Here is a 26,879-nt window from a genome sequence, read left to right as displayed (position 1 = left end):
GTCGGAGTGACCGACGCCCTCCTCCCGGACGGGCTGACCCCCACCGTGCTCGCGTTCGTGCTCGTCGCCGCGCTGGCGGCCGGCTGGATCGACGCCGTCGTCGGCGGTGGCGGGCTGCTGCAGCTGCCGGCGCTGCTGCTCGTGCCGGGGATCGCGCCGGTGCAGGCGCTGGCGACGAACAAGCTGTCGTCGGTGTTCGGCACGACGACCGCCGCGGTCACCTACCACCTGCGGGTGCGCCCGGACCTGCGCACGGCGCTGCCCATGGCGGCGGTGGCGCTGGCCGGCAGCTTCGGCGGCGCGTCGATCGCCGCCCTGCTGCCGGCCGCCGTCTTCAAGCCGGTGATCGTCGTCGCGCTCGTCGGGATCGCGCTGTTCACCGCGCTGCGGCCGTCGCTGGGCGAGGTGACGGCGCTGCGGCACACCGGACGCCGGCACACCACCGTGGCGCTGGCCATCGGCGCGGTCATCGGCTTCTACGACGGCATCCTCGGGCCCGGCACCGGGTCGTTCCTCGTCTTCGCGATGGTCTCGCTGCTGGGCTACGACTTCCTCAACGCCAGCGCCAAGGCCAAGATCGTCAACGTCGCCACCAACCTCGGCGCGCTGCTGTTCTTCGTGCCGCACGGATCGGTGTTCTGGGGGCTGGGCGTGCTGCTCGGCGCGGCCAACATGCTGGGCGGGTTCCTCGGCTCGCGGACGGCGACCACGCGGGGCAGCGGCTTCATCCGGATCGCCTTCCTCGTCGTCGTGACCGCGCTCGTCGTCCGCGTGGGCTGGGACGTCTGGACGGAGAACCTGCGTCCCCTGCTGGGCTGACGAACCCGCCGTACCGTGGGAGAGATGACGGTCGCGCCCGCCTCCACCCCCGTCCTCGACAACCGCTTCGCCCGCGAGTTCCCGGAGCTCTCGATCGCGTGGCAGGCGGCGGAGACGCCGCGGCCGGAGCTGCTCGCCCTGAACGACCGGCTGGCCGAGGAGCTCGGGCTGGACGCCGGCTGGCTGCGCAGCGACGCCGGCATCGCCTTCCTGACCGGCACCGCCGTGCCCGAGGGCGCCACCCCGGTCGCCCAGGCCTACGCCGGGCACCAGTTCGGCGGGTACTCGCCGCGGCTCGGCGACGGGCGGGCGCTGCTGCTCGGCGAGCTCGTCGACGCCGAGGGCCGGGTGCGCGACCTGCACCTCAAGGGCTCCGGGCGCACGCCGTTCTCGCGGGGCGGCGACGGCTTCGCCGTGATCGGGCCGATGCTGCGCGAGTACGTGATCAGCGAGGCGATGGCCGCGCTCGGCATCCCGACCACCCGGTCGCTCGCGGTCGTGGCCACCGGCCGCCCCGTGCGCCGGGAGACCCTGGAGCCCGGCGCCGTCCTGGCGCGGGTGGCCAGCAGCCACCTGCGGGTGGGCAGCTTCCAGTACGCCCGCGCGACCGGCGACGTCGACCTGCTGCGCCGGCTCGCCGACGCCGCGATCGCCCGGCACCACCCGGCCGCGGCCGACGCGGAGAACCCGTATCTCGCGCTCTACGAGTCGGTGCTCGCCGCGCAGGCCGACCTGATCGCCCGCTGGATGCTGGTGGGCTTCGTGCACGGCGTCATGAACACCGACAACATGACGATCTCCGGCGAGACCATCGACTACGGGCCCTGCGCGTTCCTCGACGTCCTCGACCCGGCGGCGGTGTTCAGCTCCATCGACACCGGTGGCCGCTACGCCTACGGCAACCAGCCGGTGGTCGCCGAGTGGAACCTGGCCCGCTTCGCCGAGGCGCTGCTGCCGCTGGTCGACGAGGAGCAGGACCGCGCCATCGAGCAGGTGGTGGGGGTGCTGGAGACCTTCCGCGGCCGCTACAGCGACGCGTGGTCGGCCGGCATGCGCGCCAAGATCGGGCTGCCCGAGGGGCTCGCGGACGACGTCGCCGAGCCGCTCGTCGACGACCTCGTGGTGCTGCTGACCAGGAACCGCGTCGACGCCACGCTCTTCTTCCGCCGGCTGTCGGCCGCCGCGCGCGGGGACGCCGAGCCCGCCCGGGAGCTGGTGCTGGACCTGGCCGCCTTCGACGAGTGGGCGCAGCGGTGGCGCGCGGTCGGTCCGGACGCCGACGCGATGGACCGGGTCAACCCCGTCTACATCCCGCGCAACCACCTGGTCGAGGAGGCGCTGTCGGCCGCCACCGGCGGCGACCTGGCTCCCCTCGAGCGGCTGCTCGAGGCGGTCACCCGCCCGTACGACGAGCGGCCGGGCATGGAGCGCTACACCGAGGCGGCGCCGGACTCCGCCGGGCCGTACATCACCTACTGCGGCACCTGATCCGCCGGCCGCCGCGCGGCGGAGGCCGCCTGCCGGAAGCGCGCATCGAGCCGGTCAGCCGTCCTCGCGCTGCCGCTCGATGTCCCGGAGCACCGTCTTCCGGGCCTTGCCGAGCTCCCGCTCGGCCCGCTCGGCTCGGTCGAGCTGGCTGTCGCCGGACATCCCCGCGACCCGGCGGCGTGCCTCGGCAGCGGGCAGGTCGACCAGCTCGGCGGCGCGGCGGGCCTCCTGGGCGGCCTCGGTGTTGGGCACGTGCTGCTCGTCGCCGGAGCGCTTCTTCCTCTCGGTGGCCCGCTGCTCGGCGGGGCTGAGCAGCTGCCAGGCCGCGTCGGGCAGGTAGCGCGAGGTGCCGTCGGCGGAGCGGGCGTCGGTGCTGCCCTCGGCGGTGTGCCAGTCCTGCTCGGTCCACTCCTGCAGGTGGCGCTGGCTGTCGGTGCGCTCGCCCTCGTGCACGTAACCGCCCCCGGCCTTCTCGTACTCGGTGGTCAGCAGCTGGCTCTTCCGCGCGCTCCACTGGCCGGGCCGGCCGCCGCGGTCACCTGCCTTGATCTCCTCCTTGAGCCGGGCGCGCAGCTCCGGCTCGGTGTAGTCGCCCTCGTAGTCCGCCGCCGACTTCCCGCTCATGGTCTCCACCGGTACCCGCGCGGGCGGACGGTCAGGCGCTGATCCGCGCGGCCACGTCGGCCAGCCGGTCGACCTCGGAATCCGGCTGCGGCCCGGCGGGGTCGACCTGATGGCCCGGCCGGCGCAGCCGGACCGTCCGGATCCCTGCCTCCAGCGCGCCGCGCACGTCGCGCGCCGACGAGGCGACGTGCACGTACCCCGGTCCGGCCCGCTCGGCGGCGGCACGGTAGATCCGCGGCGCGGGCTTGTAGGCGCGCAACCGCTCCGAGGTGAGGACGGCGTCGGGGTGCACGAGGGCGGCGACCCGGGTGCGGGCGAAGACGTCGTCGTCGACGTTGGACAGCACGCCGACGCGGGCGACCGTGGCCAGGGCCGCGAGGCCGTCGGCGCTGTCGTCCCAGAGCGGCCAGTCGCCGACGGAGGCGAGCAGCGCGTCGGCGTCGGCGGTGGGGTCGCCGGCCAGCCGGTGGTGCCCGTAGACCTCCCCGAGCGCGGCCGCGGCCAGCTCCCGGAACGGCACCCAGGTCGTGCACCGGCGGTGCTGCTCCTTGTTGGCGGCATCCCAGGCGTCGTAGAGCTGTTCCCCGGTCAGCAGCCACGAGCGCTCGGCGGCCAGGCCGGCCAGGACCGCGCTGCCCCCGGTGCGGGAGTCGACCAGGGCGCTGAAGAGGTCGACGGTGACCAGGGGCAGCACGGGCCGACGGTACGACCCGACGATGCGGTGCCGTCCTGTCGCTGCCATGACGTGCCTCCCATCAGAACGGCGGTGGTTCGGCGGCGGCGATCGGCTGGGGTGCAGCGCCGGGGAGGCCGGGTGGTGCGGGGCCGGGGTACCAGTCGGGCCCGGGTGGTCGGGTCACCCGGGTGATGCCGCTGGGTGTGGTGACGGTGAGTTCGCCGTCGTGAGTCATCGAGAACGACCAGCCGCGGGCGTGGGTCTTGAGCCGGTGGTGCCGTCGGCACAGGCAGCAGAGGTTCTCGCAGGAGGTGGCGCCGCCGGAGGCGTGCGGGATGACGTGGTCCAGGTCGGCCCAGCCGGCCCGGTGGTGGCAGCCGGGCATGCGGCAGTGCTGGTCGCGGGTGCGCACGAACCGGTCGGTGGGGTTCGGTGGCCGGTAGGCGTCGACCGGCTCGGGTCTGTCCAGGACCGGGCAGCCGCAGTGACCGTCGTCGAGATGCTGAGTGCAGCCCCGCCGGGCGAGGCGTTCGAGCTCGGCGCGGGTGAGGGTGGCCCGCAGCTCGCCGGTGCCGGGGTCGACCAGGCCGATGTCCAGGCCCCCGCCGCCGGGCGCCTGCAGCCCGCCGGGGCACAGCGCGTCGAGCTGCTCGAGCACCTGCCGCAGGTGCGCGGCGGTGATGGGCTGCCCGTCGACCGCGCCGACCGAGCCACCGCCATCGGCCTGCAGTGCGGGCAGTGGGGCGAGCACGGTGATGTGCGCGGTGACCGGTGGGCGGGTGTCGTCCCAGGGCCGGGTGATCAGGGCGTGCAGGGCCGCCACCCGGAGGACGCCGATGGGTCGGTCGTCCCCGTCGGCTTTGGCGGCGCGGGCCAGCTGGTCGACCGTCGCCCGCATCGCGGCGACCTGCTCGACGGTGCCGGTGACCTCCAGCCGCGCCATCCCGTCACCCAGAGCCCGGTGCTCCACGTTCGCGGTCTTCTTCGCCTGCTCCCGCCGCCGGTCGGCGGCCTGCCGGTCCAGCCGTTGCAGCTCCCGCTGCACCGCCGCCCGCACCCCGCTGACCGACAGCTCCATCGCCTGCGGCAGCACCAGCGCCTCCACCGCCCGCACGACATCCGGGGCGATCTGGCCAGCCTTCTCCACCCCCAGCTCCTGGGCGATGACCCGGGCGCGCGGCCAGTCCAGCTCCCCATCGGCCAGCGCCGCCCAGGTCACCGGCAGCCGGTGCACCAGGTCCAACGACAACCCCAGCAACCCGGTCGCAGTCGCCCGATGACAGCGCAGCACCAACGCCAGCTCGTCGGGGAAGAACTCGCTCACCGCACCCGGCGCCGGATCACCGGCCCAGCCCGGAGACGCCGCACCCGGAGTGTTCGGCGCCGGGTCGTCGTCCACCGGCCGCCGCGCGGCCAGCTCCGCCACCAGCCCCACCTCGTAGCCGGCCAACCGCGACCGCAACTGCTGCACCCGCTCCAGCTCCACGGCCAGCTCGGCATCGGTGCGCGTCTCCGGAGGCAGCACGTCGGACAACCGCGCCGGCCGCTGCCCGGCCAGCAGCGGCGGCTGCGCGGCGGCAGGCAGCACCTGCGCCACGGTCAGCCCGACCCCGAACCCTTCGAACACGTGATCGATGATGCCCGACGGGTACGACAGGAAAGCCCACCTCAGCCGGCTGTGGACAGGCGATCCGGTTGTGGATGGGGGAGGACGTCTCGGCCCCCGGGGGTGGCCCGACCGATGACTTTCCCGCCTCCCGCCGGTCCCTGCACCGGACACCCACTCACGAGAGGCGACCCCGTGCGGCGACTGACCTTCGGCATGAACGTGAGCCTGGACGGTTACGTCGCCGCGCCCGGCGGCGACCTCGGCTGGGGGGTGCCGAGCGACGAGCTGTTCCAGTGGTGGTCCGACCGGGTGGGGGCGACCGGCCTGGCGCTGTACGGGCGCAGGCTGTGGGAGGGGATGAACGCCCACTGGCCGACCGCCGATCAGCAGCCCGGCGCCACACCAGCCCACGTCCAGTACGCCCGCCGCTGGCGGGAGATGCCGAAGGTCGTGTTCTCCTCGACGCTCCGCGCGGTCGACGGGAACGCCCGCCTGGTCACCGGCGACGCGGTCGCCGAGATGGCCCGGCTCAAGGCCGGGGCCGGCGGCCCCATGGACGTCGGCGGCGCCACCCTCGCCGCGGCGGCCATGCGGGCCGGGCTGGTCGACGAGTACGCGGTCGTCACCCACCCGGTGCTGGTGGGCGGCGGTACCCCGTTCTTCACGGCCCTGGACGACCGGGTGGGCCTGGACCTGGTGGAGACCCGGACATTTCCCGGCGGCGTGCTCCTGGCCAGGTACGAGACCAGGCGCTGAGCCCGGACGCCGCTGCCCTCGTCAGCCGGAGCACCCCACCGACGGCAGACTGGCCGCCGTGAAGGTCCTGCTCCCCGACTCCCTGCCGCTCGCCCCGACCCTTCCGGAGGGCGTCACCGCCGTGTCCTACGCGGTGGATGCGCCCGTGCCCGACGAGCACCTCGACGCCGAGGTGCTGGTCGTCTGGGGCAACGCACCCGCCGACCTGGCCACCGCGGCCGGCCGGATGCCGCAGCTGCGGTGGGTGCAGACCCTCGCCGCCGGGCCCGACGCCGTGCTCGCCGCCGGGTTCCCCGAGCACGTGGTCGTCACGTCGGGACGTGGGCTGCACGACCGCACGGTGACCGAGCACGCGCTGGCCCTCGTGCTCGCTCTCGTGCGGCGGCTGCCCGCCGCGGGCCGGGCGCAGACGGAGCACCGGTGGGCACGGGAGCTCGGCGGCCTGCAGCCGCTGCACCCCGACGGAGCGGTCACCACGCTGCTGGGCGCCCGCGTCCTGATCTGGGGCTTCGGCTCGATCGCGGCGACCCTCGCGCCGCTGCTGCGCGACCTCGGCGCACGCGTGCGCGGTGCCGCCCGCACCGCGGGGGAGCGGGCCGGCGTCCCGGTGGTGGGGGAGGCGGACCTCGCGCGGGAGCTCGCCGACACCGACGTCCTGGTGATGCTCCTGCCGGCGACCGAGGCGACGACGCGGGCGCTGGACGCCGATCGGCTGTCGGCCCTGCCGCCGCACGCCTACGTGGTGAACGTGGGCCGGGGGGCGACGGTCGACGAGGCCGCCCTGGCCGACGCCCTGCGGGAGGGCCGGCTGGCCGGCGCCGCGCTGGACGTCACCGCGACCGAGCCGCTGCCCGAGGACTCGCCGCTGTGGGACGTGCCCGGTCTGCTGCTGACCCCGCATGCCGCAGGTGGACGTCCGGTGGGGGCCGACGAGCTGCTCTCGGCCAACCTGGCCGCGTTCGTCGACGGGGGAGAGCTGCGCAACGTGGTGCCCCGCTGAGGAGGCGCCGGCTCACCAGCGCAGCGGGTCCACCGACCGGGACTGCGCGGTGCGGCAGGCCCGGCAGTTGCCCCAGGTGAGCAGGCGGGCCGGCGTCGTCGGCTCGCCGCACTCGGGGCACTCCACCGACTCGCTCTCCTGGGCGCGCGCCGCGGCGAGGTCGCGGGCGTGCTGCTCGTGCACGGCGCCGTCGCCCCGGCAGGTACAGCCGAGGTGGGCCGCCGAGCAGCCTCCGTTGTGCATCCCCATGAGATCTCCCTGCGCCGGGCGGACGGGCCGCGTGCGTGCGGCCCGCGAGAGACAGAAGGGGCCCGGCGAGATCGCCGGGCCCCTCCTCGTTGCTCAGATCGCGCGGACGTTCTCCGCCTGCGGGCCCTTCTGGCCCTGCGTGATGTCGAACTCCACGCGCTGCGCCTCCTCGAGCGACCGGTAGCCGCTGCCGGAGATGGCGGAGAAGTGGCAGAAGACGTCAGCGCCGCCGCCGTCCTGCTCGATGAAGCCGAAGCCCTTCTCCGCGTTGAACCACTTCACTGTGCCCTGAGCCATGTCGTTCTCGTTCCGTGCTGGGAGGTGTCCGGCCCGACAGTCGTCGGTCCGGGGTCGCCGCACCGACCGGAAGCACCGGGGAGGAACGTCAGGCAGAGACGACTGCGGACGTCCGGGAACGAGGCAGAAGCGCAACAGCGACCGGCTACCACAGTACGGGGTTCGCGGCCCGTCGTGGTGGGCGGTCGTCGATCAGGCGCTCAGCGCGTCCCGGCGGGCCAGGCGCACCCGGCGCCGCTCACGCTCGGACAGGCCGCCCCAGATGCCGAAGCGCTCGTCGTTGGCCAGGGCGAACTCCAGGCACTCGGCCTGCACCGAGCAGCCGTGGCACACGCGCTTGGCCTCGCGGGTCGAGCCGCCCTTCTCCGGGAAGAAGGCCTCGGGGTCGGTCTCGGCGCAGAGCGCGTCCAGCCGCCACGACTCGTCGCCGATCGGCGCCTGCCCCCAACCGGTGGCCGGCGTCGCGTCGACGTCGGACCAGGTGGTCGGCTCGGTGATCAGGCTCAGGTGACTGCGGGAGAAGGAAGGCACGGGGGTCTCCTCGGGACGACGGTGGCGTACGGCCGGTGTGACGGACGGGTACGCCCTGGCTGCTGCCGGTGACGTTACGGATCCGAGACCTGTGCGGGCATCGGCAGGAACTAGCGAAACCGCTCCGTCCGTTTGGCGGAACCTGCGCCCGCCGCGCTCGCCACGCCGTCCGGCGCGACCGCCGGCTGGTAGGACCCCACCGCGGCAGCCCGAGAAAAAGTTCCGGCCGGGTTGTCGATCCGGCCCGGGCAGGCGTGTCGGAGTGATGACGGGCCCGAACGGCGGGCCCGGCCACCAGGAGGACGAGATGGCCCAGTACATGATCCTGATCTACGAGGACGAGGCGCAGTACGCGACCGCCACCCCCGAGGTCATGGGCGAGATCATGCAGGAGCACGACGCCTTCACGGCCGGCGTGCCGGCGCTCGGCGCGAAGATCCTCGGCGGGGAGGCACTGGAGCCGACGTCCACGGCCACCACCGTGCGGGGCGGCGCCGAGGTCACCGACGGGCCCTTCGTCGAGACCAAGGAGGCGCTGGGCGGCTACTACCTCGTGGAGGCCCCCGACCTCGACACCGCCCTCGCCGTGGCCAAGACGGTGCCGGCGCGGTTCGGCGGGGTCGAGGTGCGCCCGGTGATGACCTTCGACTGACATGCCTGCCGCCGCCGACGCCGTCGCGGCCGCGGTCGCCGACGCGCACCGTCGCGAGTGGGCCTTCGTGCTCGCCGCGACGGTGCGCGTCACCCGCGACATCGACGTCGCCGAGGAGTGCGTCCAGGAGGCCTTCGCCTCGGCGCTCACCGACTGGCGCACCTCGGGGGTTCCGGCGCGCCCGGGCGCCTGGCTGACCACCGCGGCCCGGCGCCGCGCGCTGAACGTGCTCCGCCATCGCGGGGTCGAGCAGCGTCACCTCCCGCTCCTGGTCGAGGACGACGTCGCGCCCGAGCCCGCCGGCGACGAGGAGCACGGCTTCCCCGACGACCGGCTGCGGCTGGTGGTCACCTGCTGCCACCCCGCGCTGGACCGGCCGGCGCAGGTCGCGCTGACCCTCCGGCTGGTGTGCGGGCTGACCACCGCCGAGGTGGCCCGCGCCTTCCTGGTCAGCGAGCCGACCATGGCCGCCCGGATCACCCGGGCCAAGAAGAAGATCGCGCGGGCCCGCATCCCGTACCGGGTGCCCTCGGCCGCGGAGCTGCCCGCGCGGGTGGATGCCGTGCTCACCGTCGTCCACCTGCTCTTCACGACCGGGCACGCGTCACCCGCGGGGGAGGAGCTGGTGCGCCGCGACCTGGTCGAGCGGTCGGTGCAACTGTGCCGGATGCTGCGCGGGCTCCTGCCGCGGGACCCCGCCGTGGCCGGGCTGCTGGCCCTGCTCCTGCTCACCGACGCCCGCCGCGAGACCCGCACCGCCCCGGACGGCCGGCTGCTGCTCCTGGAGGAGCAGGACCGCTCGCGGTGGGACCGGGCGGCGGTCACCGAGGGCGTGGCGCTGGTGCGGGAGGCGCTGCGGGTCCGGCCGCCGTCCCGGTACGCGCTGCAGGCGGCGATCGCCGCGGTGCACGCCGAGGCGCCGACCTGGGCCGACACCGACTGGGCGGAGATCGTGGCGCTCTACGGCGTCCTGACCGAGGTGTGGCCCTCGCCGGTGGTCGCGCTCAACCGCGCCGTCGCCGTCGGCTTCGCCTCCGGCCCGGCGGCCGGGCTGGAGGCCCTCGACGCGCTCGCCGCCGAGCCGCAGCTGGCCGGCTACGGGTACCTGCCCGCGGCTCGCGCGGACCTGCTGCGCCGGCTGGGCCGGTACGAGGAGGCACGGCTCGCCTACGGCGAGGCGCTGCTGCTGACCGGCAACGCCGTCGAGCGGGAGTTCCTGGCCGCCCGGCTGGCCGCCCTCGGGTGAGCGGTCAGCCGAACGCGGCGACGGTGCGGTCGAGGAAGTCGTTGCCGAACGCCCCGCGCGGGTCGTACCGCCGCACCAGTGCCCGGAAGTCGGCCATCCGCGGATAGCGCTCGGCCAGCTCCGCGGCGCCGGTGGTGAACAGCTTGCCCCAGTGCGGCCGGGCTCCGAACGGGCGCAGCGCGGCCTCGATGTCCGGCAGCAGCGCGGTCACCCGCGGCTGGTCGGGCCGCCAGGTGAAGTGCAGCGCCAGCACGTCCTGCCCGGAGGCGGGGCTGAGCCACAGGTCGTCGGCCGCGACCGTGCGCAGCTCGCTCACCATCAGCAGCGGCGCGATCCGGTCGGCCAGGGCCCGCAGCGCCTCGCAGGCGGCCCGGCCGTGCCGGCGCGGCACGAACCACTCGCTCTGCAGCTCGTCGCCCCTGCTCGGGGTGAACTCGGCGCGGAAGTGGGGAAGCCGCTCGTGCCACTCGCCGGGCACCCCCAGCTGCTCGGTCAGGTTCTCCACGGGAGTGTCCGGCAGCATGTGCGTCGGCTCGGTCGCCGCCCGCGCGCCGAAGAAGTCCTCCGGCGCGACGTCGAGCTCGTCGGGGCGGGACTTGACCCACACCGAGGTGACCGCCGTCCAGTCGGTGAAGACGCTGACGCTGTACGCCGCGTCGGTGACGGCGTCGAGGTCGGCGAACAGCCGGTCCCAGGTCATCCCGACGTAGACGGTGTTGCGGACGTCGAAGGTCGGGCAGAACCGCAGCCCGATCCGGGTGACCGCGCCGAGCGCGCCGAGGTGCACGACCGCCCCGGGCAGGTCGGGATGCCCGGGCCCGAGCCGCACCAGCTCGCCGTCGGAGCGCACCAGGTCCAGCCCGGCGACCGAGGTGCTCAGCGAGCCGTTGCGGTTGCCCGAGCCGTGCGTGCCGGTGGCGGTGGCCCCGACGACGGTGATGTGCGGCAGGGAGGCGAGGTTGGGCAGCGCGCGACCGGTGCCGGCCAGCTCGCGGACCAGCGCGCTGTACTGCATGCCGCCGGGCAGCCAGACCACGCCCGAGCCGTCCGCGTCGACCTCGTACTCCACGGGGCCCGCCAGCCGGTCGAGGACGACGTGGTCGGCGGTGGTGTCGGCGATGTCGTTGAAGCAGTGCCGCGAGCCGAGCACCTTGACCCGCTCGGCGCCGGCGACGACGGCCTGCACCTCCTCGACCGACGCCGGCCGGTGCACGCGGGCGGACCGGTAGGTGAGGTTGCCCGCCCAGGTGCGCAGCGGAGCCGGGGCGGTCACCGGGCGGCCGCGAGCGACGGGCTGAGGACGACGGGCAGCGACTCGTACCCGCGCAGGATGATCGTGCTCCTCCGCGTCCCGGCGCCGGCCGCGGCGAGGTCGGGGAACCGCTCGAACAGCGCCTGCAGCGCCACCTCGCCCTCCATCCGGGCCAGCGCCGCGCCCAGGCAGTAGTGGATGCCGCTGGAGAACGCGACGTGGTCGCGGGCGTTGGCCCGCGTGACGTCGAAGGCGTGCGGATCGGCGAAGACCCGCGGATCGCGGTTGGCGGCGGCCAGCACGAGGAGCACCAGCTCGCCCTCGGCGACCGGGACGCCGGCGATCGTCGTGGCGGTGCGGGCGCGCCGTCCGGTGCGCTGCACCGGGGACTCCACGCGGAGCACCTCGTCGACCGCGTTCGGCCACAGCGCGGGGTCCTCGGCGAGCAGCCGGCGCTGCTCCGGGGCGGCGAACAGCAGCGCGGCGCCGTTGCCGATGAGGTTGACCGTCGTCTCGAAGCCGGCGCCGAAGACGAGCGCCGCGGTGGCGAGCAGCTCCTGCTCGGTGAGCCCGGCGCCGTCCTCGTCCGCCGCGGTGACCAGCGAGGAGAGCAGGTCGGCGCCCGGGGCGCGGCGCAGGCTGCGCAGGTGGCCGCGGAACCACGCGTCGAGCTCGCCGAGGTTGCGCTCGACGCTGCGGTGGGTGCGCCAGTCCAGCCCGATGTCCAGGCTCGGGGTGGCGCCGTCGCCCCACGCGAGGAACTGCTCGCGCATGGCCACCGGAACGCCGAGCACCTCGGAGATGACCGTGACCGGCAGCAGGCTGGCGTAGCGGGCGACGAGGTCGACCGGGGCGCCCGTCGCCGCCTCGCGCTCGAGGTCGTCGAGCAGGTCCTCGGCGATCTCCCGGGTGCGCTCGCGCAGCCGGGCCACCGCCCGGGCGCTGAAGGCGCGGCTGACCAGCTTCCGGTAGCGGGTGTGCTCCGGAGGGTCGACGGCGAGCATCGACGGCGGGTCGATCGGGCCGACGCTGCGCCGGGGGCCGGCCAGCCGCAGCAGCGCCCGGAGCACCGGCGGCAGCCCGTCGGTGCGGTTGCCGCCGATCTGGCCGAACGCGTCACTGCGCAGCACCTCGGTGCAGACGTCGTGGTGGACGCTGACCCGCGCGAAGGCGCCGCCGGCGAACGGGCGCGGGGTCCGCAGCCGCTCGTAGTGCGGATACGGGTCCTCCCGGACCTCCCGGCTGAGGAGCACCTCCGCGTCGGCGTTGCCCTTCCGGGCCCGCGCGCGGATCGCCAGCCGCATCGCCCCGTGCGTCGCCGCCCACCGCACCGCGCTGCGCACCGTCTCGTCCACCGGCCCCCGCTCCCCGCCGTCCCTGCCGGGCCCATCCTCACCGGCGTCGCGGCCGGTCACAACGGGCGCCCGCGGATCCAGTCGACGACCAGCTCGGGCTCGACGTAGGGCTCGCCCGGCACGGCCTTCTCCGGGAAGTCGAAGACGGCGAGCATCGTCTGCATCGGGTAGTCGGGCGTGACCGCCACGGTGCGCACCGGCTCGCCGTCCACGAGGAAGACCGCCCCGTCCGGCCGCCAGTCGACGGCGTAGGTGTGGAACTGCGCGACGTCGATCGGCAGCCGCGGCGCGGCGAAGTCCTCGACCATCCGCGGATCGCGGAACGGGTGCGTGCCCATGCCCACGGCCGCGCTCGGGTCGGCGTCGAGCGCGTCGCCGAAGACCTCCATCACGCAGATCTCCGCGCACCGCTCGGGGCGGTCCTCCAGGCCGACCAGCCACCACGCGGCCATCGACCGCGGGGTCAGCGTGGCGCGGGCGCGCATCTCCAGCCGCCCGTAGCGCGGCGTCCAGCCCCACATCGCCGGCTGCTCCTCCCGGACGACGGCGCCCGGGCGCACCGGCTGCTGGCCGATCGTGCTGCCCACCGGCCCGGAGAACACGCCGGACTGGACGCCCGACACGCGCAGCGGCGGGTGGTCGTCGGGGCACCAGAGGGGGTGCTCCTCGGGCAGGCGCAGGCGCAGGCAGGAGCCGGCCACCTCGTACGCGGCCGCGGCGGCGGCCCGCGAGCTCCACTGCGGCAGGTAGGCCGGCACCCAGACGTCGGGGTCCAGGCCGGGGGAGTCGAAGGAGTCGTCGAACGCCGTCACCGCGCCAGGATCACCTGCCGTGCCCGGTGGCGAAACTGCCGGGCGTCATCGAGGTGACCGCGGCGAAGTCGCGGGTGAAGTGCGCCTGGTCGGCGTAGCCCAGGGCGGTCGCCACCTCGGCCAGGGTGGTCGACCCGGCGCGCAGCCGCCCGGCCGCCTCCTGCAACCGGCGGCGCTGGATCAGCCACTTCGGGGTCAGCCCCAGCCGGCGCTGCACCAGCCGCTGCAGGGTCCGCTCGGGCAGGTCGAACGCCGCGCAGATCTGCGCCACCCGGGTGACCTCGGGGGAGGACTCCACGAAGGCGACCAGCCGGTTGACCAGCTCGCCCTCCGGGTCGACGGGCAGGTACGGCCGCAGCGCCTCGCCGTAGGCAGCCATCGCCGCGGCGTGCGCGCCGGGGGAGGTGGGGTCCGGCGTCATCGCGGCCCGGACCCGCTCGGCCAGCAGCCGGCCGGCGTCGCCGAGCACGTCGGCGACGTCGACGTACCGGTCGGTGTACCCGGCCATCGACGAGCCGGTCAGCAGCGACCCGGCCGCGGGCTCGCACATCACGCCGACCGCCCAGCCGTCGCCGGTGAGGGTCGTCGTGGACAGCCCGGCCACGACGCCGTAGAAGCGCGCGTAGTCCGGTGCCACGACGATCAGCGCGACGGGGTACTGCAGCACCTGCTGCGGGGCCTCCTGCCCGGCCGGCACCGACCACACCGGGATCCAGAAGCGCTGCAGCAGCCCGGCGAACTCCGGGCCCGCGTCGTAGCGGTGCATGACGTGCGAGGTGTCGCCGGCGCGGCGCAGGTGCGCCCGCTCGATCCGGTCGGTGTCGGGTTTCATCAAGACCGACGGTGCCCTGTTCCCTAGCGTCCCGTCCATGACCGACACCGCATCGACCGACATCGCCACCCGCTACGCCGAGGTCTCCGGTGCCCTGCTCGCCGTCCTCGACGCCGTGCCCGCCGACGCGTGGTCGCGGCCGTCCCCGTGCGAGGGCTGGACCGCGCGCGACGTCGTGGCGCACCTGCTCGACACCCAGCGCGAGTTCCTCGCCGGCCGGGGCATCGACCCGGGCGCGGCTCCCGACGTCGCGGCTGACCCGGCCGCGGCCTGGCGCGACCACGCCCGGCGGGTCGCCGGCGTGCTGGGCGACCAGGCGGTCGCCGGAGCGCCCTTCGAGGGGTTCTTCGGACCGACGACGGTCGGCGAGACCCTCGACCGGTTCTACGTGTGGGACATGGTGGTGCACCGCTGGGACGTCGCCCGCGCGGCCGGCCTGGACGCGGGCCTGACCGACGCCGAGCTCGACGGGATCGAGGCCGGCGCCGACGGCTTCGGCGAGGCGCTGTACATGGAGGGCATCTGCCGGCCGGGGCCCGCCGTCGGTGACGACGCGCCGCGCGAGGCCCGGGTGCTGGCGCGGCTCGGGCGCAGCGTCTGAGCCCCCGGGCTCAGTCCAGCGGGGTGTACCCGGGGACGGAGCCGGCGAGCCATGCCCGCCAGCGCGGCGCCTCCCGGGCGGCGACGGCCTCGCCGCCGGCGCCGAACAGGTACTCCCGCACCGCCACCGTGCCGCCGGCGTGGTCGAAGGCCGCGATCTCGACCACGCCGGGGTGCGGCCGGTCGGCGCGCAGGGTGACGCCGCGCGGCTGCACGTCGACGACGGTGCCGGCGGTGGCGGGGGCGCCGCCGTCCAGGTCGACGGTGTCGCCGGCGGTGACCGCCGCCAGCCCCAGGGCGGTGAGCAGCTCGCGGGCGACGTCGTCGGGTGAGCGGCCGGGCACCGTCCCGAAGACCGCGACCTGGGCGGCGGTCTGCCCCGGGAAGTGGGTCAGGGCCAGGCGCAGGTTCTGCAGGGCGGCCCGCCAGCCCTCGTCGGTGCCCTCGAGCTGGTCCTCCCAGCCCTCGCCGTCGTGGAAGAAGCCGCTGACCAGCCGCACCACGCAGGTGCCGCCGTCGCGCGCCTCGACCAGGAGCTCGGTCGCCCACGGCGGGGCGTCGGGCGCGTCGGGGTTCCAGTCGCGCTCCTCGTAGGCGAACCGGTGCGGCGGCTCCCAGGCGGTGACCACTCCCTCGGAGCTGCCGAAGGGGCCGTGGTAGGTGGTGATCCGGCCGCCCTCGCGCTCCTCCACCTCGGCGGGGACGAACCAGGTGGCGATGCCCGGCCCGGTGGCGATCGCCTGCCACACCAGTGCCGGGTCGCCGGGGACCTCGACCTCGTGCGCGGAGATCCGCGCGGTCGGCTCGTCGGGGTCGTAGCGGGTCACGACGGCTCCTCGGGGGACGGGCCGGCGGGAACGCCGGCGGGAACGGGGTGCAGGCCGACGAGCACGCGCTGCCACCGGCCGTCCGGGGCCCGCTCGTCGTGGTACCGGGCCACCAGCCGGGTGACCGCGGCGGCCAGCTCGTCGGCGAAGGCGGCGCGGTCGGCGGGGGAGGCGAAGCGGACGTCGGCGTCCAGGGCGAACACCGGGAGGGCGGTGCCCGACCGCCGTGCCCGGGCGGCCATCCCGCCCACCTCGCGCAGCACCCGGCCGGCGAGGGCGAGCAGGTAACCGGCCGACAGGCGGTCGCGCACGCGACCGGCGTCGGCGGCCGCGCTGCCCAGGGCGTCGGGGGAGACCAGGTACCCGGCCGCGGTGGCGACGACGAGGCGCTCGGTCAGCCCGCCCCACTGCCGGGTGCCGCTGGGCTCGACCAGGCCGTGCTCCTCGAGCCGGCGCAGGTGGTAGTTGACCTTCTGCCGGGTGAGGCCGACCCGCTCGGCCAGCGTGGCCGCGGAGGCCGGGGTGCGGAGCTCGGCCAGGAGCCGGGCGCGGACCGGGTCCAGCGCCGCGGCGGCCGCGGCGGGCTCGGTGATGACGTCGACCGATCGCACGTCGCCAGCGTGCGCCCTGACAAGAAAAACTGTCAAGAGAGCCGCCCGCCGACGCCCGAGCGCCCCCGGGCCGCGCTCCGCGACGGTCCCCGGAGGCGCCCCGCGCCGGTCAGTAGGTGAAGCGCCCCACGCCGGCCCGCAGCCCGGCGGCCATCCGGGCCAGCTCCTCGACGGCGATCCGCGTCTGCCCGAGCGCCTCGGTGGTCGACTGGGCGGCCGTGCTGACGCCGGTGACGTTGCCGGCGATCTCGCCGGACCCCTCCGCCGCCTCCGCCACCGACCGCGACATCTCGGCGGTGGTGGCGGTCTGCTCCTCGACCGCGCCGGCGATGGTCACCTGGAAGTCGTTGATGGAGCCGACGACCTCGGTGATCCGCCCGATCGCGGCCACCGCCGAGTCGGTGTCGCCCTGGATGGCCGCGACCCGGGCGGTGATGTCCTCGGTCGCCCGCGCGGTCTCCCGGGCCAGCTCCTTGACTTCGTTCGCGACGACCGCGAAGCCCTTGCCCGCGTCGCCGGCGCGGGCGGCCTCGATCGTGGCGTTCAGGGCCAGCAGGTGCGTCTGCTCGGCGATCGCCGTGATGGCCTTGACCACCGTGCCGATCTCCCGGCTGGAGGTGCCGAGTGCCTCGACCGTCCGGCCGGTCTCCCGCGCCTCCTCCACCGCCGCCGCGGCGACCCGGGCGGCCTCCGTGGCGTTCCGGCTGATCTCGCGGATCGACGCCCCCATCTGCTCGGCACCGGCGGCCACGGTGGCGACGTTGCGGCTGACCTCCTCGGCGGCGGTCGACACGACGCCGGACTGGGCCGCGGTCTCCTCCGCGGCGGCGGCGATCTGCGCGGAGGAGGCGCTCAGCTCCTCGGAGGAGGCGGCGACCGCGTCGGCCGAGCCGGCCACCTCGCCCATGACCTGCCGGAGCTCGCCGAGGGCGGCGTCCAGCGCCGCGGCGGTGCGGCCCACCTCGTCGCCCGAGTCGACGTCCGCCGGCCGGGTCAGGTCGCCGGTCGCGAGGGCCTCGGCCGTGGCCTGCACGCGGCGCAGGCCCCGGGTGATCGCCCGGGCGACCAGCGCCCCGACGGCGAGGGCGGCGGCGGTGCCGGCGAGCAGGACGCCGGCCAGCAGCCACGCCGTGCGCTCGTACGCGGCCGTGGCCTCCGCGGCGCTCGCGGCGGCGTTGGCCTGCCGCCGCTCGACCAGCTGGTCGATGTCGGCCATCACCTGCGTGGCCACTGGCGTGACCGTGGCCTCGCGCGCCGCGGACCAGCCGGCCAGGTCGCCGGCGTCGGCCAGGGCGTCCAGGGCGGGGAGCTGCTGCTCGTAGTCGGCGACGCCGTCGAGCACGTCCTCCATCAGCTGCTGCCCGGCCGCGGAGGGGGCGGTGTCGAGGTAGCGCTGCGCGGCGGCGGCCAGCTCGTCGAGGGCGGCCTCGCGGGCGGTCATGTACCGGGCGCGGTCGGCGGGGTCGGTGGCCACGGCGTAGTTCGTGGCGGCCAGGCGCAGCGCGTAGAACTGCCCGCGGACCGTCTCGACCTCGGCGGTGCCCACCAGCTCCTTGCGGTACATCTCCTCGGTGGCCGCGGCGGTGGCGCCCAGGCTGCGCAGCCCCAGGACGCCGACGAGCACCGCGACCAGCACGGCCACGCCGACGGCCAGGAGGATCTTGGTCCGGATGCCCGCGTCGCGGATCCGGCGGGTGGGTACTGCACGCACTGGGGGCCTCCGTGGCTTCCATGGGGTCGAGCGGGCTCGGTGCGAGCCGGCACGCTGTGTGTGCGTTGCGCAGCACTCCGTGATGCACGACCGATTCCCCGTCTCACCCCGAGGGGTGAGGCCCCGCCCGGCGGCTCAGCGCTCGCCCGGGTAGGGCGGCGTGCTGTCGGCGACCACCGCGCCGCGCCGGCCCGGCGGCTGCTCGGGGCCCACGGTCGAGTCGCGGTGGGTCTGGCGCTCGATCTCCGCGTTGAACGCCGCCCCGAGCAGCACCAGGAAGACGGTGACCCACAGCCAGACCATGCTGATGGCCACCCCGGCCAGCGAGCCGTAGGTCGCCGCGTAGTCGCCGAGGCCCTGCACGTAGGCGAAGAACCCGAGGGTGGTGCCCAGCCACAGCACGGTCGCGAACACCGAGCCCCCGGTGATCCACCGCCAGCGGGCCTGCCGGCGGTCCGGCCCGACCCGGTAGAGGACGGCGAGCACCCCCACCATGAGCACCGCGAGGGCCGCGATCCGCGCGACCGCCAGGACCGGTCCCGGCGCGCCCTCGAGCGCGGCGGACAGGACGCCGGCCATGGCCGTGGCGCCGGCCAGCAGGACGGCGCCGCCGAGCACGAGCACCAGCGCCAGGCCCATGCGGCGCAGCAGGCCCCGCGTCTCCGTCTCGTGGTAGGCCGCGGTGAGGCCGTCGATCAGGTACGTCATCGCGGTCGTCGCCGTCCACAGCGCCAGCACCAGCCCGGTCAGCCCGCGCACCGTGAGCACCTGCGCCGAGGCGGTGGTGATCGTCGTCAGCTGGTCGGCGACGACGGTCTCCAGCTCGGCCGGCAGCATGCCGGTCACCGCCGACAGCTGGGCCAGGGCGCCCTCGGGGGTGTTGATGACGCCGTACACGGACAGGGCCGTCACCAGCACGGGCGCGACCGACAGCAGCGCGAAGAACGAGACCGCCGAGGCCTGGACCATCAGCCGGTCGCCGCCGGCCTGGGCGAGCACCCGCCGCGTGACGTGCCACCAGCGGCGCGGCCGGACCCGGCGCGCCGGACCCGCGTCGTGGGCCATGGCTCATCAGACCGCTCCGCCCGGCGGCCCGCAACGCGCACCCGGGGACACGCCCTGCCCGCGCGGGCCGGCCGGGGGAGACTCGCGCCATGACCAGGGTCGGGCTGGTGCTGGGTGCCGGTGGGGTCGTCGGGCAGGCCTACCACGCGGGCGTGCTGGCGGTCCTCGAGCACGACCACGGCTTCGACGCGCGGACGGCGCACACGGTCGTGGGCACCTCGGCGGGCTCGATCACCGGCACCCTGCTGCGGCTGGGCGTCTCGGCGGAGGACCTCGCCGCCTGGACGGTCAAGGCACCGCTGTCCGGCGACGACGACGTGCTGCGCCAGATGGCCGGCACCGACGTCCCCGAGCTCGCGCCGTTCCGCCCGCTGGAGCTGCTGCGGCGCCCGATGCGGCTGCCCGGGCCGCGGATGGTGGGCCGGGCGCTCACCCGCCCGTGGGCGTTCCGCCCCTTCGCGGCGGGGATGGCCCTCGTGGCCCCGGGCCGGCACGACGTCGTCGAGCAGCTGGCGGCCCTGCGGGAGCTGGAGCAGCCGGAGTGGCCGGAGCAGGCGCTGTGGATCTGCGCGGTGCGCCGCCGCGACGGGCGCCGGGTGGTGTTCGGCCGTCCCGGTGCCCCCGAGGCGCCGGTGCACCTGGCGGTCGCCGCCTCCTGCGCCGTGCCCGGCTACTTCGCCCCGGTGGCCATCGGCCGGCACACCTACGTCGACGGCGGCGTGCACTCGCCGACCAACGCCGCGGTGCTGCGCGGACGCGGGCTGGACGTGGTGGTCGTCGTGTCGCCCATGAGCGGGCCGCCCGGCGCGCGTCCCGACGTCTACGCCGCGTCCCGCCGGCACTCCGCCCGCCTGCTGCGGCGGGAGGTCCGCGCCCTGGAGGCCGCCGGGATCAGGACGGTCGTCTTCGCACCCGGCGCGGACGAGCAGGCGGTGATGGGCAACGACATGATGTCGCGCGCCCGCCTCGACGAGATCATCGCCCGGTCGTTCCTCGCCGCCGGCGCGCAGGCGGCCCGCCCCGAGGTCGCCGAGCTGCTGCGCATCGCCGCCGGGTCCGGGTGATCCGGCAAGCTCCAGGCGTCGCCGGCGTCGCGCCGGGGTAGTCCCGCGCCTGTTCCACGCATGCCCTGCGACGGAGGAGGACCAGCGGTGAGCACGAGGGTGGAGAGGTCGATCCAGGTCGACGTCCCGGTCCGTACGGCCTACGACCAGTGGACCCAGTTCGAGGACTTCCCGCACTTCATGGACGGGGTGCGCGAGGTGCACCAGCACGACGACCAGCGGCTGCACTGGGTGGCCGAGATCGCCGGCGTCCGGCGCGAGTGGGAGGCGACGATCCTCGAGCAGATGCCCGACGAGAAGATCGCCTGGGCCGCGACGGAGGGCGCCACCAACGCCGGCGCCGTCCGCTTCCAGGCCGCGGGGCCCACGTCGACCGTCGTCCACCTGTCGCTGGAGTACGAGCCCGAGGGGCTCGTCGAGCAGGTCGGCGACAAGCTCGGCATCGTCGAGCGGCGGGTGCGCGGTGACCTCGAACGGTTCAAGGCGCTGGTCGAGAGCGAGGGCTACGCCAGCGGCGCCTGGCGCGGGGCGATCAACCCGCACCTCGACGCCGGCACCCCCGGCGCGGACGCCGCCTTCGCCTCCCGTGGCGACAGCGGCAAGGCCGGCGTCTCGACGGCGGGCGTCGTGGCCGGTGTCGCGGCGGTCGCCGGGGCCGCGGCCGCCGGGGTGGCCGCCGCGGCCTCCGGTGGCAAGGAGGAGCCGGCGCCGCGGGCGGAGGGCGTGGTGCAGCCCCAGGAGGTCACCGTCGTCGACCAGCCGCCGCCCGACGCGGTGCGCGACGACGTGCTGGTGGAGGAGTCCGACCCCGAGGGCTACACCAGCCGCGGCTCGACGGAGGGCGTCGAGAAGGGCGTGCGGGAGGGCGGGGACGACCCGATGGTCGGCGGCGGCAGCCGCTGACGCCCACCGCTCGAGGGGCCCGCGGTCGGTGACCGCGGGCTCCTCGTCGTCCCGGCCGTCTCCTTGACCTCGAGCGCGGTCGAGGTCCGAGGCTGGGCGGGCGACGGGGCGGGACCCTCAGGAAATCGGTCGCCTCCGGTGAGTTCCGGGGCCAGGTTCTGTCGTAGCTCCCGGACATGCTCCCCGGACCCGACACACGAGGACCGCCGATGACCGCAGCCACACCGCTCGCCATCGAGGCGAGCGGGCTCAGGAAGTCCTACGGCACCACGCGCGCCGTCGACGGGGTCGATCTCGCCGTGCCCACCGGCACCGTGTACGGCGTGCTCGGCCCCAACGGCGCGGGCAAGACCACCACCATCCGCATGCTGGCGACGCTCATCGCCCCGGACGGCGGCTCCGCCCGGGTCCTGGGCCACGACGTGGTCACCGAGGCCGACACCGTGCGGGGGCTGGTCAGCCTTACCGGCCAGCTGGCCTCGGTCGACGAGGAGCTGACCGGGCGCGAGAACCTCGTGCTGCTCGGCCGGCTGCTGGGCTACTCGCGCGCCGCCGCCCGAGCCCGCGCCGACGAGCTGCTCGAGGCGTTCGACATCGCCGAGGCCGCCGGCCGGCTGGTGAAGCACTACTCCGGCGGCATGCGCCGGCGGCTGGACATCGCCGCGAGCATCGTCGTCACCCCGCGGCTGATGTTCCTCGACGAGCCCACCACCGGGCTGGACCCGCGCTCCCGCAACCAGGTGTGGGAGATCGCCCGGGCGCTGGTCGCCGAGGGGACGACGATCCTGCTCTGCACCCAGTACCTGGAGGAGGCCGACCAGCTCGCCGACGGCATCGCCGTGATCGACCGCGGCCGGGTCATCGCCGAGGGCACCCCCGGGCACCTCAAGGCCTCGGTCGGCACCGGGTCGCTGCACGTCCGGCTGCTCGACCCCGCCCGCCGGGCCGAGGCCGCCGACCTGCTCGAGCGCACCGTGGGCTCGGTGGTCCTCGAGGCCGATCCGGCGGCGCTGTCGGCCACCGGTGCCGACGCCGAGCGGGCCGCGACCGGCGTCGCCGCGCTCGCGCAGGCGGGGCTGCCGCTGGCGCACTTCTCGCTCGAGCAGCCCAGCCTCGACGAGGTCTTCCTCGCCCTCACCGGGCACGCGGCCGAGGAGCCCGCGGCCGGCGAGGCGCCCGCGTCCGCCACCCTGCAGGAGACCCGGTCATGACCGCCACGACCCGTCCCGTCGACACCACCGACACCGCCGCGGTACGGCGGGCCATCTCCTCCACCGCCCGGCCGCCCCGGCCCGGCCCGCTGTCGACCGCGCTCGCCTTCGGCTGGCGGGGGATGCTCAAGGTCAAGCACGTGCCCGAGCAGCTGCTCGACGTCACGGTCACGCCGGTCATGTTCCTGCTGATGTTCACGTACCTGTTCGGCGGCGCGATCGCCGGCTCCACCAGCGCCTACCTGGACTACACGCTGCCGGGCCTGCTGGTCATGTCGGTGCTGTTCACCACCGTCTACTCCGGGATCTCGCTGAACACCGACCTGACCAAGGGCGTCGTCGACCGGTTCCGGTCGCTGCCGATCTGGCGGCCGGCGCCGCTGCTGGGCGCGCTGCTGGGCGACAGCGTCCGCTACGTGGTCGCCGGCACGGTGATCATCGTCGTGGGCGTGGCGCTGGGGTTCCGGCCCGACGGTGGGTTCGCCGGCGCCGTGGCCGCGCTCGCGCTGGTCGTCGTCTTCTCGTTCGGGCTGTCGTGGGTGTTCTCGGTGCTCGGTCTGCTCCTGCGCTCGCCGAACGCGGTGATGAACGCCGGTTTCATGGCGATCTTCCCGCTGACGTTCCTGTCCAACGTCTTCGTCGACCCCGCGACCCTGCCGGGCCCGCTGGAGGCGTTCGTCGGGGTCAACCCGATCTCGGTGCTGGCCACCGCGTCGCGGTCGCTGATGGCCGGCGAGCCCGACGGCACCGCCATCGGGGTCTCGCTGGCCGTGGCCGCGGCGCTGGCCCTGGTGTTCCTGCCGCTGACCACCCGGCTGTACCGCAGCCGCTGACCGGGCTCCGGTTGATCCTGGCGACCGCTGCGCGCAGCCTCGTGCCATGGCGCGCAGCGGGACGTCGGTCGGCACGGTGGTCCGGTGGGACGAGCAGGCCCACGGCGCGCTCATCGAGGTGCCCGACCTCGACGGCGGGGTGTGGGCGGAGGAGGCCGTCGTGGCCCGCGACACCGCCGGCGGCGCGCTGCGGGCCGGGCAGGTGGTGACCGTGGAGTGGACCGAGCCCGGCGCCGGCGGGCGCCCCTACCGGGCCGTGCGGGTGCAGCGGCGGGAGGACCTGCAGGCGACGCCGGGCGCCTGACCGCGCCCGGTGGCCGGTCAGCCGGCCGGCGGGGCCGCGGCAGACGCCTCTCGGCATCGGGGCCGGCTCAGGTCCCCGGTGGCCGGTAGCGGACCTCCTGGGCTCGGCGCATCGCGGCCATGGTGTCGTCGACGCTCATCAGCACCGTCGTCTCCGACGGGCTCAGCGCGCCGCCGGCCGCGATCGCCAGGGCGACGGCGGCCATGGAGACGTCGTCCGGCGCCTCCCAGAGCGTGTAGCCGTCGTACCGGCCGAAGGCGTACCAGAAGCCGTGCAGCGTTCCGCCGACCGACTCGATGTAGGCCCGAGCGGCGTCGCGGCGGTCCTCGGGGTGCGCGAGCAGCCGGGCCCACGTCTCCGGGGTGTAGCTGAACCTGGTCAGGTAGAGCGGCATCGTCCGGCCCTCCGCCTCGGCCCCCGTGCGGCGCCGAGGCTAGCCCTCGACGACCCGCGCCAGGGGCCGGCAGACCCCGGCTACGCCGAGGAGGGAGCGTCGTCGTCGAAGCGCAGCGGCTCGGTCCGGCGGGGCATGACCGCCACCGCCACCGCGATGACGACCGCGGTGACCGCGCAGCCGATGAACACCCCGTGCGAGGCCGCGTGCAGGCTGGCCCGGGCGAACTCCGCCACCGCGCCGCCCTGGGCGAGCGCGGCGGTGGTGCTGTCGACGTCGGTGGGCACCTCGCCGGCCAGTCCCGCCGGCGGCGAGGCGAACCGGGCGGCCAGCGTGGCGTTGGCGACCGCGCCGAACACCGCGGCGCCGACCGCCGACCCGATCGACCGGGCGAACATGTTGGTGGCGGTGACCGTGCCGCGCCGGTCCCAGCCGACCACCGACTGCACCGCCACGATCAGCGGTGACGAGCACAGGCCCAGCCCCACCCCGGTCAGGAAGACCGTGGCCGCCACCTGCCAGAGGTGCGTCCGCTGGCCCAGCAGCGCGGTGCCCACCGTGCCGGCGATGACCAGCACGACGCCGATCAGCGCCGTGTTCCGGAAGCCGATCCGCAGGTACAGCCGCCCCGCCTGGCTGGCCGCGATCGGCCAGCCGAGGGTGAGCGCGGCGAGCGCGAACCCGGCCTCCAGCGCGCTGGCGCCCAGGACGCTCTGCGCCCAGGTGGGCAGGTAGGAGCTCAGCCCGATCAGCAGCGCCCCCAGCGCGATCGCGGCCACGTTGCCGCTCACCAGCACGCGGCGGCGCAGCACCCACAGCGGCAGCACCGGTTCGGCCGCCCGCCGCTCGACGAGGGCGAAGACGACCAGCAGCGCGGCCGCCGCGCCGAGGACGGCGATCGACGGCGCCGACGACCAGGCCCAGGCGCTGCCGCCCTCGAGCAGCCCGAGGATGAGCAGCGCGCAGCCCGCCGAGAGCAGCACCGCGCCGGCGACGTCCAGCCGGTGCGGCCGGCGCTCGACCTTCTCGGAGAACCGGCGCATCAGCACGACCAGCGCCACCGCGCCCAGCGGCAGGTTGACCAGGAAGATCCAACGCCACGACAGGTAGTCGCTGAAGACGCCGCCCAGCGTCGGCCCCAGCACCGACGAGATGCCCCACACCGACGCCAGGTAGCCCTGCACCTTGGCCCGCTCCGCGACGCTGTAGATGTCACCGATCACCGTCATGCCGATCGGCTGGACCGCCCCGGCGCCGATGCCCTGCAGCGCGCGGCCGACGATCAGCGCCGGCATGGACCACGCCAGGCCGCAGAACAGCGACGCCGCGACGAACACCGTGATGCCGAACAGCAGCAGCGGCTTGCGCCCGTAGACGTCGGCGAGCTTGCCGTAGACCGGCACGGTGACCGCCTGAGCGAGCAGGTAGACGCTGAACAGCCACGGGAACTGGCTGAAGCCGCCGAGGTCGTCGACGACGGCCGGGACGGCGGTCGCGATGATCGTGCTGTCCAGGGCGATGAGGGCGGTGCTGAGCATCACCGCGCCGAGAACCGGCCCGCGCTCGGAGCGCAGCCCGACCGACGCGCGGGTCACGGTGGTCACGCCAACCAACTATCCCCGCGGCATGCCGGTACTTCCCGCGCAGGGCCGGAGGAGAGCAGGCTGGGACCCTCGCCGCGGACCGGGAGCGACGCGATGCGCCTGCGCTGTGCCTTCTCCACCGACGCCACCCCCGAGCAGGTGCTCGACGCCTACACCGAGTTCGGCCCGCGCCGGCTGGAGATCTGGCGCGACACGCTGCGGCCGGAGCACTACGAGCTCCGGGAGCGCGGCGACACCTGGGCGGTGGTGCGGGAGGGCAGCCTGCGCATGGGGGTGGTCCTCCGCTACGACTGGAGCACGCCCGGCACGGTGACGTGGACGCTCCTGCAGAGCACCTTCTGCGACCGCGGCGGCGGTCGGCTCGAGGTCCGGCCGGACGGGGACGGCGGCGCGCGGGTGCAGATCGTCATCGAGGAGCACGGCGGCCGGGGCCTCGCGGGCCGGGCCGTCCTCGGGCTCAAGGGCCTGCTCGGGCCGACGGTCCTGCGGCGGGCCTCGAAGCGCTCCCTCGACCGGTTCGCCGCGGAGGCGCGCCGGCCCTCCTGACAGACTCGCGGTCTGGTTCCCGACGTCCAGGAGGACACGTGCGCGCCGCCCAGATCGCCCGCCTCGACGGCCCCTCGGCCATCTCCGTCGTCGACCTGCCCGAGCCCGACGGCGAGGGCAAGGTCGTCATCGACGTGCACGTGGCCGGCGTGACGTTCCCCGAGGTGCTGCTCAGCCGCGGCGAGTACCAGATCAAGCCGCCGGTGCCGTTCGTGCCCGGCAGCGAGGTGGCCGGCGTCGTCCGCAGCGCCCCGGCCGGCAGCGGGCTGGCCGCCGGCCGGCGGGTCGCGGCCTTCCCCGGGTTCGGCGGCTTCGCCGAGGTGGCCGTCGCCGACCCGGGCTTCGTCTTCCCGCTGCCCGACACGGTCTCGTTCGAGCAGGGCGCGGCGCTGCCGATGAACTACCTGACCATGCACTTCGCGCTGCGCCGTCGCGGGCAGCTGCGCGAGGGGGAGACCGTCCTGGTGCACGGCGCCGCCGGCGGCCTGGGCACGGCCGGCGTCCAGCTGGCCAAGGCCTACGGCGCCCGGGTGTTCGCGGTGGTCTCCAGCGAGGACAAGGGGGAGGTGGCCCGCGCCGCCGGCGCCGACGAGGTGCTCCTCGCCGAGGGCTTCCGCGACCGGGTGCGGGAGCTGACCGGCGGGCGGGGCGTCGACGTCGTGGCCGACCCGGTGGGCGGCGACCGGTTCACCGACTCCCTGCGCAGCCTGGCGCGCGAGGGCCGCCTGCTGGTGCTCGGCTTCACCGGCGGCGAGATCCCCACCGTCAAGGTGAACCGGCTGCTGCTGAACAACGTCTCGGTGGTGGGCGTGGGCTGGGGTGCGTTCTGGATGGGCGAGCCCGGCTTCGTGGCCGAGCAGTGGACCGACCTGCTGCCGCTGCTCGAGGCCGGCCGGCTGCAGCCGGTGCTCGGCTCGGTGCACGCCCTGGACGACGCCGCGGCCGCGGTCGCCGAGCTGGACGAGCGGCGCGCCACCGGCAAGGTGCTGGTCCGGGTCCGGGCCTGAG

The 26,879-nt window shown here is 75.5% G+C and carries 30 protein-coding genes; 14 read left to right on the top strand and 16 right to left on the bottom strand.

The window, feature by feature from the left end:
• The first annotated feature begins 6 nt into the window (after positions 1-6).
• Together ACI79R_RS14630 and ACI79R_RS14625 are read left to right on the top strand one after the other, a co-directional pair.
• Positions 7-819, top strand: coding sequence for a sulfite exporter TauE/SafE family protein (locus ACI79R_RS14630; RefSeq protein ID WP_456574369.1), 813 nt, complete (start codon positions 7-9; stop codon positions 817-819).
• A gap of 24 nt (positions 820-843) precedes the next feature.
• Entirely contained in the window at positions 844-2,307 is a 1,464-nt protein-coding gene (locus ACI79R_RS14625) for a protein adenylyltransferase SelO (protein ID WP_456574368.1), read from the top strand.
• A gap of 54 nt (positions 2,308-2,361) precedes the next feature.
• On the opposite strand, the gene ACI79R_RS14620 is transcribed toward ACI79R_RS14625, so the two are convergent.
• From ACI79R_RS14620 to ACI79R_RS14610, 3 genes are all read right to left on the bottom strand, one after another.
• Complete coding sequence (locus ACI79R_RS14620) at positions 2,362-2,931, bottom strand: hypothetical protein (RefSeq protein WP_456574367.1); 570 nt, start codon at positions 2,929-2,931, stop codon at positions 2,362-2,364.
• A gap of 31 nt (positions 2,932-2,962) precedes the next feature.
• Positions 2,963-3,625 carry an HAD family hydrolase gene (locus ACI79R_RS14615; RefSeq protein WP_456574366.1) on the bottom strand — a complete coding sequence of 221 codons (663 nt, stop codon included), beginning with the start codon at positions 3,623-3,625 and terminating at the stop codon, positions 2,963-2,965.
• 61 nt (positions 3,626-3,686) lie between these two features.
• Complete coding sequence (locus tag ACI79R_RS14610; protein WP_456574365.1) at positions 3,687-5,234, bottom strand: DUF222 domain-containing protein; 1,548 nt, start codon at positions 5,232-5,234, stop codon at positions 3,687-3,689.
• 174 nt (positions 5,235-5,408) lie between these two features.
• Between ACI79R_RS14610 and ACI79R_RS14605 the strand changes: the two genes are divergently transcribed.
• Positions 5,409-5,972: a dihydrofolate reductase family protein gene (locus ACI79R_RS14605; RefSeq protein ID WP_456574364.1), complete on the top strand. Its 564-nt coding sequence runs from the start codon at positions 5,409-5,411 to the stop codon at positions 5,970-5,972.
• 58 nt (positions 5,973-6,030) lie between these two features.
• On the top strand, positions 6,031-6,972 hold the full coding sequence (locus tag ACI79R_RS14600) for a phosphoglycerate dehydrogenase (RefSeq protein ID WP_456574363.1): 942 nt from the start codon (positions 6,031-6,033) through the stop codon (positions 6,970-6,972).
• A 12-nt stretch (positions 6,973-6,984) separates the two neighbouring features.
• Here ACI79R_RS14600 and ACI79R_RS14595 read toward each other — a convergent pair whose 3' ends face one another.
• The 3 genes from ACI79R_RS14595 to ACI79R_RS14585 all read right to left on the bottom strand — a co-directional run bounded on the left by ACI79R_RS14595 (position 6,985) and on the right by ACI79R_RS14585 (position 8,049).
• The gene (locus ACI79R_RS14595) at positions 6,985-7,221 is read right to left on the bottom strand and encodes a hypothetical protein (protein ID WP_456574362.1); all 237 of its coding nucleotides are present in this window, start codon (positions 7,219-7,221) and stop codon (positions 6,985-6,987) included.
• 93 nt (positions 7,222-7,314) lie between these two features.
• Positions 7,315-7,518: a cold-shock protein gene (locus tag ACI79R_RS14590; RefSeq protein ID WP_456574361.1), complete on the bottom strand. Its 204-nt coding sequence runs from the start codon at positions 7,516-7,518 to the stop codon at positions 7,315-7,317.
• Positions 7,519-7,710: 192 nt separating this feature from the next.
• A complete protein-coding gene (locus ACI79R_RS14585; RefSeq protein ID WP_456574360.1) occupies positions 7,711-8,049 on the bottom strand; it encodes a WhiB family transcriptional regulator in 339 nt (112 codons plus the stop codon).
• Positions 8,050-8,314: 265 nt separating this feature from the next.
• Between ACI79R_RS14585 and ACI79R_RS14580 the strand changes: the two genes are divergently transcribed.
• Positions 8,315-8,701 (top strand): YciI family protein, encoded by a 387-nt coding sequence (locus tag ACI79R_RS14580; RefSeq protein WP_456574359.1) that lies wholly within the window; start codon positions 8,315-8,317, stop codon positions 8,699-8,701.
• Between the two features lies 1 nt (position 8,702).
• Entirely contained in the window at positions 8,703-9,947 is a 1,245-nt protein-coding gene (locus tag ACI79R_RS14575) for an RNA polymerase sigma factor (protein WP_456574358.1), read from the top strand.
• 4 nt (positions 9,948-9,951) lie between these two features.
• On the opposite strand, the gene ACI79R_RS14570 is transcribed toward ACI79R_RS14575, so the two are convergent.
• Genes ACI79R_RS14570 through ACI79R_RS14555 form a run of 4 tightly spaced genes read right to left on the bottom strand, consistent with a single transcriptional unit; the run spans position 9,952 to position 14,198 of the window.
• Entirely contained in the window at positions 9,952-11,220 is a 1,269-nt protein-coding gene (locus ACI79R_RS14570; protein ID WP_456574357.1) for a D-arabinono-1,4-lactone oxidase, read from the bottom strand.
• A complete protein-coding gene (locus ACI79R_RS14565; protein ID WP_456574356.1) occupies positions 11,217-12,554 on the bottom strand; it encodes a cytochrome P450 in 1,338 nt (445 codons plus the stop codon). The genes ACI79R_RS14570 and ACI79R_RS14565 overlap by 4 nt, the downstream gene beginning before the upstream one ends.
• Positions 12,555-12,610: 56 nt before the next feature.
• Complete coding sequence (locus ACI79R_RS14560) at positions 12,611-13,366, bottom strand: glycoside hydrolase family 16 protein (protein ID WP_456574355.1); 756 nt, start codon at positions 13,364-13,366, stop codon at positions 12,611-12,613.
• A gap of 10 nt (positions 13,367-13,376) precedes the next feature.
• Positions 13,377-14,198, bottom strand: coding sequence for a helix-turn-helix domain-containing protein (locus ACI79R_RS14555; RefSeq protein WP_456574354.1), 822 nt, complete (start codon positions 14,196-14,198; stop codon positions 13,377-13,379).
• A 37-nt stretch (positions 14,199-14,235) separates the two neighbouring features.
• Between ACI79R_RS14555 and ACI79R_RS14550 the strand changes: the two genes are divergently transcribed.
• Positions 14,236-14,799: a maleylpyruvate isomerase family mycothiol-dependent enzyme gene (locus tag ACI79R_RS14550; protein ID WP_456574353.1), complete on the top strand. Its 564-nt coding sequence runs from the start codon at positions 14,236-14,238 to the stop codon at positions 14,797-14,799.
• Between the two features lie 10 nt (positions 14,800-14,809).
• On the opposite strand, the gene ACI79R_RS14545 is transcribed toward ACI79R_RS14550, so the two are convergent.
• The 4 genes from ACI79R_RS14545 to ACI79R_RS14530 all read right to left on the bottom strand — a co-directional run bounded on the left by ACI79R_RS14545 (position 14,810) and on the right by ACI79R_RS14530 (position 19,012).
• The gene (locus ACI79R_RS14545) at positions 14,810-15,625 is read right to left on the bottom strand and encodes an SRPBCC family protein (RefSeq protein WP_456574352.1); all 816 of its coding nucleotides are present in this window, start codon (positions 15,623-15,625) and stop codon (positions 14,810-14,812) included.
• Complete coding sequence (locus ACI79R_RS14540) at positions 15,622-16,236, bottom strand: ArsR/SmtB family transcription factor (RefSeq protein ID WP_456574351.1); 615 nt, start codon at positions 16,234-16,236, stop codon at positions 15,622-15,624. Before ACI79R_RS14540 ends, ACI79R_RS14545 begins: the two co-directional genes overlap by 4 nt.
• A gap of 109 nt (positions 16,237-16,345) precedes the next feature.
• On the bottom strand, positions 16,346-17,947 hold the full coding sequence (locus ACI79R_RS14535; RefSeq protein ID WP_456574350.1) for a methyl-accepting chemotaxis protein: 1,602 nt from the start codon (positions 17,945-17,947) through the stop codon (positions 16,346-16,348).
• A 135-nt stretch (positions 17,948-18,082) separates the two neighbouring features.
• Entirely contained in the window at positions 18,083-19,012 is a 930-nt protein-coding gene (locus ACI79R_RS14530; RefSeq protein WP_456574349.1) for a YihY/virulence factor BrkB family protein, read from the bottom strand.
• An 89-nt stretch (positions 19,013-19,101) separates the two neighbouring features.
• Between ACI79R_RS14530 and ACI79R_RS14525 the strand changes: the two genes are divergently transcribed.
• From ACI79R_RS14525 to ACI79R_RS14505, 5 genes are all read left to right on the top strand, one after another.
• Positions 19,102-20,076 (top strand): patatin-like phospholipase family protein, encoded by a 975-nt coding sequence (locus ACI79R_RS14525; RefSeq protein WP_456574348.1) that lies wholly within the window; start codon positions 19,102-19,104, stop codon positions 20,074-20,076.
• An 87-nt stretch (positions 20,077-20,163) separates the two neighbouring features.
• A complete protein-coding gene (locus tag ACI79R_RS14520; RefSeq protein ID WP_456574347.1) occupies positions 20,164-20,979 on the top strand; it encodes an SRPBCC family protein in 816 nt (271 codons plus the stop codon).
• A gap of 209 nt (positions 20,980-21,188) precedes the next feature.
• Positions 21,189-22,190, top strand: a complete 1,002-nt coding sequence (locus tag ACI79R_RS14515; protein WP_456574346.1) for an ATP-binding cassette domain-containing protein — start codon at positions 21,189-21,191, stop codon at positions 22,188-22,190.
• Positions 22,187-23,023, top strand: coding sequence for an ABC transporter permease (locus tag ACI79R_RS14510; RefSeq protein WP_456574345.1), 837 nt, complete (start codon positions 22,187-22,189; stop codon positions 23,021-23,023). The genes ACI79R_RS14515 and ACI79R_RS14510 overlap by 4 nt, the downstream gene beginning before the upstream one ends.
• Positions 23,024-23,069: 46 nt before the next feature.
• Positions 23,070-23,327, top strand: a complete 258-nt coding sequence (locus ACI79R_RS14505) for a hypothetical protein (protein WP_456574344.1) — start codon at positions 23,070-23,072, stop codon at positions 23,325-23,327.
• Between the two features lie 67 nt (positions 23,328-23,394).
• Here ACI79R_RS14505 and ACI79R_RS14500 read toward each other — a convergent pair whose 3' ends face one another.
• Together ACI79R_RS14500 and ACI79R_RS14495 are read right to left on the bottom strand one after the other, a co-directional pair.
• Positions 23,395-23,721, bottom strand: coding sequence for a GYD domain-containing protein (locus ACI79R_RS14500; protein ID WP_456574343.1), 327 nt, complete (start codon positions 23,719-23,721; stop codon positions 23,395-23,397).
• Positions 23,722-23,801: 80 nt separating this feature from the next.
• Positions 23,802-25,325, bottom strand: coding sequence for an MDR family MFS transporter (locus ACI79R_RS14495; RefSeq protein ID WP_456574342.1), 1,524 nt, complete (start codon positions 25,323-25,325; stop codon positions 23,802-23,804).
• 93 nt (positions 25,326-25,418) lie between these two features.
• Here ACI79R_RS14495 and ACI79R_RS14490 point away from each other — a divergent pair, with 93 nt between their 5' ends.
• Together ACI79R_RS14490 and ACI79R_RS14485 are read left to right on the top strand one after the other, a co-directional pair.
• Complete coding sequence (locus ACI79R_RS14490; protein WP_456574341.1) at positions 25,419-25,871, top strand: SRPBCC family protein; 453 nt, start codon at positions 25,419-25,421, stop codon at positions 25,869-25,871.
• 38 nt (positions 25,872-25,909) lie between these two features.
• Positions 25,910-26,878 carry an NADPH:quinone oxidoreductase family protein gene (locus tag ACI79R_RS14485; RefSeq protein ID WP_456574340.1) on the top strand — a complete coding sequence of 323 codons (969 nt, stop codon included), beginning with the start codon at positions 25,910-25,912 and terminating at the stop codon, positions 26,876-26,878.
• Position 26,879: the final 1 nt, after the last annotated feature.

It is taken from the genome of Blastococcus sp. SYSU D00820, from assembly GCF_054050695.1.
Note: the sequence above shows the minus strand (reverse complement) of the source record. Positions and strands in the feature narration are given on the sequence as shown.

What these genes read in the sequence shown, in the direction of transcription:
- ACI79R_RS14580 (WP_456574359.1), top strand. Translation starts at nt 8,315, where the DNA reads ATGACGGGCCCGAACGGCGGGCCCGGCCACCAGGAGGACGAGATGGCC.
- ACI79R_RS14510 (WP_456574345.1), top strand. Translation starts at nt 22,187, where the DNA reads ATGACCGCCACGACCCGTCCCGTCGACACCACCGACACCGCCGCGGTA.
- ACI79R_RS14525 (WP_456574348.1), top strand. Translation starts at nt 19,102, where the DNA reads ATGACCAGGGTCGGGCTGGTGCTGGGTGCCGGTGGGGTCGTCGGGCAG.
- ACI79R_RS14550 (WP_456574353.1), top strand. Translation starts at nt 14,236, where the DNA reads ATGACCGACACCGCATCGACCGACATCGCCACCCGCTACGCCGAGGTC.
- ACI79R_RS14620 (WP_456574367.1), bottom strand. Translation starts at nt 2,931, where the DNA reads ATGAGCGGGAAGTCGGCGGCGGACTACGAGGGCGACTACACCGAGCCG.
- ACI79R_RS14555 (WP_456574354.1), bottom strand. Translation starts at nt 14,198, where the DNA reads ATGAAACCCGACACCGACCGGATCGAGCGGGCGCACCTGCGCCGCGCC.
- ACI79R_RS14530 (WP_456574349.1), bottom strand. Translation starts at nt 19,012, where the DNA reads ATGGCCCACGACGCGGGTCCGGCGCGCCGGGTCCGGCCGCGCCGCTGG.
- ACI79R_RS14625 (WP_456574368.1), top strand. Translation starts at nt 844, where the DNA reads ATGACGGTCGCGCCCGCCTCCACCCCCGTCCTCGACAACCGCTTCGCC.
- ACI79R_RS14515 (WP_456574346.1), top strand. Translation starts at nt 21,189, where the DNA reads ATGACCGCAGCCACACCGCTCGCCATCGAGGCGAGCGGGCTCAGGAAG.
- ACI79R_RS14595 (WP_456574362.1), bottom strand. Translation starts at nt 7,221, where the DNA reads ATGGGGATGCACAACGGAGGCTGCTCGGCGGCCCACCTCGGCTGTACC.
- ACI79R_RS14575 (WP_456574358.1), top strand. Translation starts at nt 8,703, where the DNA reads ATGCCTGCCGCCGCCGACGCCGTCGCGGCCGCGGTCGCCGACGCGCAC.
- ACI79R_RS14490 (WP_456574341.1), top strand. Translation starts at nt 25,419, where the DNA reads ATGCGCCTGCGCTGTGCCTTCTCCACCGACGCCACCCCCGAGCAGGTG.
- ACI79R_RS14500 (WP_456574343.1), bottom strand. Translation starts at nt 23,721, where the DNA reads ATGCCGCTCTACCTGACCAGGTTCAGCTACACCCCGGAGACGTGGGCC.
- ACI79R_RS14590 (WP_456574361.1), bottom strand. Translation starts at nt 7,518, where the DNA reads ATGGCTCAGGGCACAGTGAAGTGGTTCAACGCGGAGAAGGGCTTCGGC.
- ACI79R_RS14505 (WP_456574344.1), top strand. Translation starts at nt 23,070, where the DNA reads ATGGCGCGCAGCGGGACGTCGGTCGGCACGGTGGTCCGGTGGGACGAG.